The 4096-nt window shown below is 69.8% G+C and carries 4 protein-coding genes; 3 read left to right on the top strand and 1 reads right to left on the bottom strand.

Annotation, left to right across the window (positions count from 1 at the left end):
- The 3 genes from C5O18_RS07115 to C5O18_RS07105 all read left to right on the top strand — a co-directional run.
- Positions 1-1514, top strand: a 1514-nt coding sequence (locus C5O18_RS07115) for a DNA recombination protein RmuC (protein ID WP_206389777.1), incomplete at its 5' end; no start/stop codon positions are given.
- Positions 1511-2695: a Bcr/CflA family multidrug efflux MFS transporter gene (locus C5O18_RS07110; protein ID WP_105192726.1), complete on the top strand. Its 1185-nt coding sequence runs from the start codon at positions 1511-1513 to the stop codon at positions 2693-2695. The genes C5O18_RS07115 and C5O18_RS07110, both read left to right, overlap by 4 nt.
- A gap of 11 nt (positions 2696-2706) precedes the next feature.
- Complete coding sequence (locus C5O18_RS07105) at positions 2707-3177, top strand: GNAT family N-acetyltransferase (protein WP_105192724.1); 471 nt, start codon at positions 2707-2709, stop codon at positions 3175-3177.
- A gap of 58 nt (positions 3178-3235) precedes the next feature.
- On the opposite strand, the gene C5O18_RS07100 is transcribed toward C5O18_RS07105, so the two are convergent.
- Positions 3236-4096: patatin-like phospholipase domain-containing protein (locus C5O18_RS07100; RefSeq protein ID WP_105192722.1), on the bottom strand; the 861-nt coding region annotated here is incomplete at its 5' end.

Below are 4096 nucleotides of genomic sequence, written 5' to 3'. Positions count from 1 at the left end.
TGTTCATGGACTACCCCGTACTGATCGTGGCCGTTGTGCTGGCGCTGGCCTGCGGCTTCCTGCTCGCCCATGCCCGGCTGTCGCCGCGCCTGCGCCAGGCCGAGGCCGATCTCGCCGGCAGCGAAGCTCGTCTGAGAGCCGAGTCGCAGGCCGAGCTGGCGCGCTTGCAGGAGCGTCTCCAGGCTGCTGGCGACGAAGCCGGACGCCAGACGCAAAGGCTGGTGGCGCAGGAGTCGGAGCTGGCGGCGCTGCGCGCCGGCGTGGGCCAGGCTCGTGAGCAGGTCGCCGGACTCACGCGCGATCTTGCCGCCGAGCGTCAGCAGTCAGCCGAGCGGCTGGAGACGGAGCGCCGTCAGGGCGCCGAGAAGCTGGCCGTGCTCAATGATGCCCGCGCCCAGCTCACGCACCAGTTCCAGGCGCTGGCGCAGGAGATCCTGGAGGAGAAGTCGAAGCGTTTCAGCGAACAGAACCAGTCCGCGCTGGGGCAGCTGCTGGAGCCGCTGAAGACGCGTCTGCAGGAGTTCCAGGGCAAGGTCGAGACCGCCTATGTCAGCGAGAGCAAGGACCGTTCGGCGCTGGCCGAGCAGGTGCGTCAGCTCATGGGCCTGAACCAGCAGCTGAACCAGCGCGCCACCGACCTCACGCGCGCGCTGACCAGCCAGAACAAGGCGCAGGGCAACTGGGGCGAACTGGTGCTGGAGCGCGTGCTGGAGGCATCCGGCCTGCGCAAGGGCGTCGAGTACGACGTGCAGGAGAGCCACACCCGCGAGGACGGCTCGCGCGCGCAGCCGGACGTGGTCGTGCACCTGCCCGAAGGGCGGCAGCTGGTCATCGACAGCAAGGTCTCGCTGACCGCCTACCTGGACTACGTCAACGACGAGGACGACAGCGCCCGCGAGGCGGCGGTGAAGCGCCACCTGGACTCGGTGCGCGCGCATATCCGGGGCCTGTCGGAGAAGCGCTACCAGGATATCTACGGCCTGAAGTCGCTGGACTTCGTGATCATGTTCATTCCGGTGGAGCCGGCCTTCATGCTCGCCACCAGCCAGGATGGCCAGCTCTGGCAGGATGCCTGGCAGCGCAACGTGCTGCTGGTCAGCCCGGGCACGCTGCTGTTCGTGGTGCGCACGGTCGCCCACCTGTGGCGCCAGGAGCAGCAGACCCGCAACGCGCAGGACATCGCCAAGCGCGGCGCCGAGCTGTACGACAAGTTCGTCGGCTTCGTGGATTCGGTGGAGACGGTCGGCAGCCGCCTGCAGCAGGCGCAGAAGGCCTATGACGATGCCCACAAGCGCCTGAGCAGCGGTCGCGGCAGCCTGGTGCGCCAGGCCGAGATGCTGCGCGAGCTGGGCGTGAAGCCGGGCAAGCGCCTGAGCGAGGCGGTGCTCGACCGCGCTTTCGACGAGCTGCCCGATGCCGCCGGCGAGGCGGCGGCTGCGCCGTCGCCGGACGGTGGCGGAGACGGGGTATCGTCCGCGGCCCTGCCGTCCGCGTCCGCCGGAGATGCTTCATGACCGCCGTGCAGCGCACGCCGCTGCTGGTGTTCCTGCTCGGCAGCCTGACCGCTTTCGCGCCGATGTCGATCGACATGTACCTGCCGGCGCTGCCGACCCTGGAGCGGGTGCTGGAGACCGACGCCTCGCGCCTGCAGCTCACCCTGGCCTCGTTCTTCCTCGCGTTCTCGCTCGGCCAGCTGTTCTACGGGCCGCTGTCCGACCGCTACGGCCGCAAGTCACCGCTGTACGCCAGCCTGAGCCTGTTCATCGCGGCATCGCTGGGCTGCGCGCTGGTGTCATCGGTCGATGCCCTGATCGCGCTGCGCTTCCTGCAGGCCTTCGGCGCCTGCGCCGGCATCGTCATCGCCCGCGCCATCGTGCGCGACAGCTTCGCCACGCCGGAAGCGGCGCGCATGTACGCGGCCATGATGCTGGTCATGGGCGTGGCGCCGATGGTGGCGCCGCTGCTCGGCGGGCAGCTGCTCAACCTGTTCGGCTGGCACTCGATCTTTGTCACCCTGGCGCTGTATGGCGGCATCTGCCTGTTCATGCTGCACCGCCACCTGCCGGAAACGCTGGCGCCGCAGCTGCGCCAGCCGCTGGTGCTGTCGCGCGTGCTCAAGGGCTACGGCCACCTGCTGCGCCAGCACCGCTTCCGCGGCTTCGCGCTCACCAGCAGCCTGAGCATGGCGGGGCTGTACGCCTTCATCGCGGCCTCGCCCTTCGTCTTCATCACCTACTACCGCATTCCGGCCGAGCATTTCGGCTGGCTGTTCGGCATCAACGCGTTCTGGCTGATCCTGGCTTCGCAGCTCAACGGGCGCATGGTGCAGCGCGTGCGCCCGCTGCGCCTGCTCAAGACCAGCCTGCTGCTGCAGGCCGCCGCCGGCCTGGTGATGGCGACCATGGCCTGGACCGGCTGGGGCGGCATGTGGGGCATCCTGCCGCCGCTGTTCCTCGGCACCTTCTGCCTCGGCTTCGTGCTGCCCAACGCCACCATTCTCGCCATGGAGCCCTACCAGGCGCAGGCCGGCAGCGCCTCGGCGCTGTACGGCACCATCGGCAGCATGGCCGGCGCGGTGGCGGCCGGCACCGTCAGCGCGCTGCAGGGGCATGACGCCAAGACGCTGTGCACGGTGATGGCGGTGTGCAGCCTGCTGTCGTGCCTGCGCAGCCGTTTCCTGCGCGAGGATGACTGAGGGCGCGGCCCATGCCTGTGCGTGTCGAGATCGCGGAGACCCCTGCGCAGTATGCCGACGGCGGGAAGCTGTTCCGCGAGTATGCGGACTTCCTGGGTGTCGACCTGGGCTTCCAGGATTTCGCCGGTGAAATGGCCACGCTGCCGGTCATGTACGGCCCGCCGGACGGCAGCCTGCTGCTGGCGTGGCTGGACGGACACTGCATCGGCGCGGTGGGCCTGCGCCGGCTGGCGCCCGGCGTGGCGGAAATGAAGCGCCTGTTCGTGCAGCCCGGCCACCAGGGCAGCGGTGCCGGCCGGGCGCTGGTCGAGGCCTTCATCGCCCGCGCCGGCGTGCTTGGCTACCGGCGCATCCGGCTGGATACGCTGCGCTCGCTGACGGCGGCGCTGGCGCTGTACCGGCACCACGGCTTCGTGGAAATCGCGCCGTACTACCACAACCCGTTGCCGGACGTCGTGTTCATGGAGCGCGTATTGCCCTGACTGTCCGGGTGGAAGGGTGCGCTGCCTGCCCTGGTGGCGCGTGTCCGGCGAGCCGGCCTCAGAGCGGCTGCAGGCGCGACATGATCGTGCCTCTCGCCACCACGTCGCGGAATTCGTCGGCGATGCGTTCGCTGAGATCCAGCCCCGCGCGCCAGGCCTGCAGGCGCTCGGCATCGCGCTGGTGATAGCGCTTGAAGTCCTTGCGGCAGGGGATCTTGCCGCCGGGCAGCCGCGCGACGTGCTCCGGGTTCGGTGACAGCACCAGCATGCGTTCGCCGTGACGCGCGGCCCGGCGCTTCAGGCCCTTGTCGAACCAGCCCGGCACCACGCGCTGCTCGTAGTGGGGAATGAACAGGATGCCGTCCTGGTCGTCGCGCAGGGCGAGGTCCATGTGGTAGTCGATCATGCCGCCGTCGATGTGCGCGCCGGCCGGGCCGGCGGGAATGTCGCGCACGGTTTCCATCATCAGCGGGATGGTGCCGCTGGCCAGGGTGGCGCTGGCGAGGTTGTCGCGCGTGAGCGCGGCGTGGTGGGTGCGGAAGGCATCCGCCCGCAATGCATCGCCGGGTTCGGCGTGGTTGTGGAAGACGCAGCGCTCGAAGCTGCCGGCGAGGCGGTCGCGGTGGCGCAGGTTGCCCATGAAGGCGAGCGCGAAGCCTATGGCCTGCACGGAGGACTGGCGGCTGGCGGCCAGGCCCTGGCAGCGGGTGGTGATCAGGTTCAGACGCAGCCAGGGGTGCGCGAGGATGTGGTCGAGGTCATCTGCCGACAGCATGGCGTCGAGAATGACGCGGACCTGGCGGGTGATTTCGCTGGCGTTCGGCTTGCTGGCGTAATGCTGGGCGCAATAGGACGCGACCAGGCGGTCCATGGCGGCGGCCGGGTCGCGGTGCGCGGCGGCGACCAGGCGGAAAGCCCC

It is taken from the genome of Amnimonas aquatica (genome assembly GCF_002943415.1).
Lineage (GTDB): Bacteria > Pseudomonadota > Gammaproteobacteria > Pseudomonadales > Moraxellaceae > Perlucidibaca > Perlucidibaca aquatica_A.
The sequence above is the reverse complement of the archived record's forward strand: the minus strand, read 5'-3'. Positions and strand labels throughout refer to the sequence as shown.